The organism is Devosia sp. (genome assembly GCF_041917035.1).
Lineage (GTDB): Bacteria > Pseudomonadota > Alphaproteobacteria > Rhizobiales > Devosiaceae > Devosia_A.
The window spans coordinates 1,056-1,565 of record NZ_JAYRYM010000452.1 but is presented as its reverse complement, the minus strand read 5'-3'; the positions used below and the strand labels follow the sequence as shown (position 1 = coordinate 1,565).

At 63.9% G+C, this 510-nt stretch carries 1 pseudogene; it reads left to right on the top strand.

The features are described 5' to 3' along the window. A pseudogene (locus ACE3TU_RS22235) lies at positions 1 to 444 on the top strand (acetyl-CoA carboxylase biotin carboxylase subunit); the annotation flags it as partial. Positions 445 to 510 lie beyond the last annotated feature (66 nt).

Genomic DNA, 510 nt, shown 5'->3' with positions numbered 1-510 from the left:
GATATCGTCCAGGAGCAGATCCGCGTCGCTGCCGGCCAGAAGCTGCGCTACCGGCAGAAAGACATCGAGTTCCGCGGCCACGCCATCGAGTGCCGCATCAACGCCGAAGACCCGTTCAAGTTCACCCCCTGCCCGGGCAAGATCGGCAACTGGCACGTCCCCGGCGGCCCCGGCATCCGCGTGGATTCCCACGTTTACAACGGCTACACGGTGCCCCAGCACTACGACTCGATGATCGGCAAGCTGATCGCCTACGGCGACACCCGCGACCAGGCCATCCGCCGCATGCGCATCGCCCTGTCCGAAATGCTCGTCGAAGGCATCAAGACCAACATCCCGCTGCACCAGGAACTGATGCTCGACGCCCGCTTCGTCGAAGGCGGCACCGCGATCCACTACCTCGAGCACAAGCTGGCCGGGCGCAACGAAGTCAATAAAAACTGATGTGGATCTCCGTCATCCTGCAGGCTGACGCGACGCGCGCCGAAGCCCTCTCCGAAGCGCTGATGG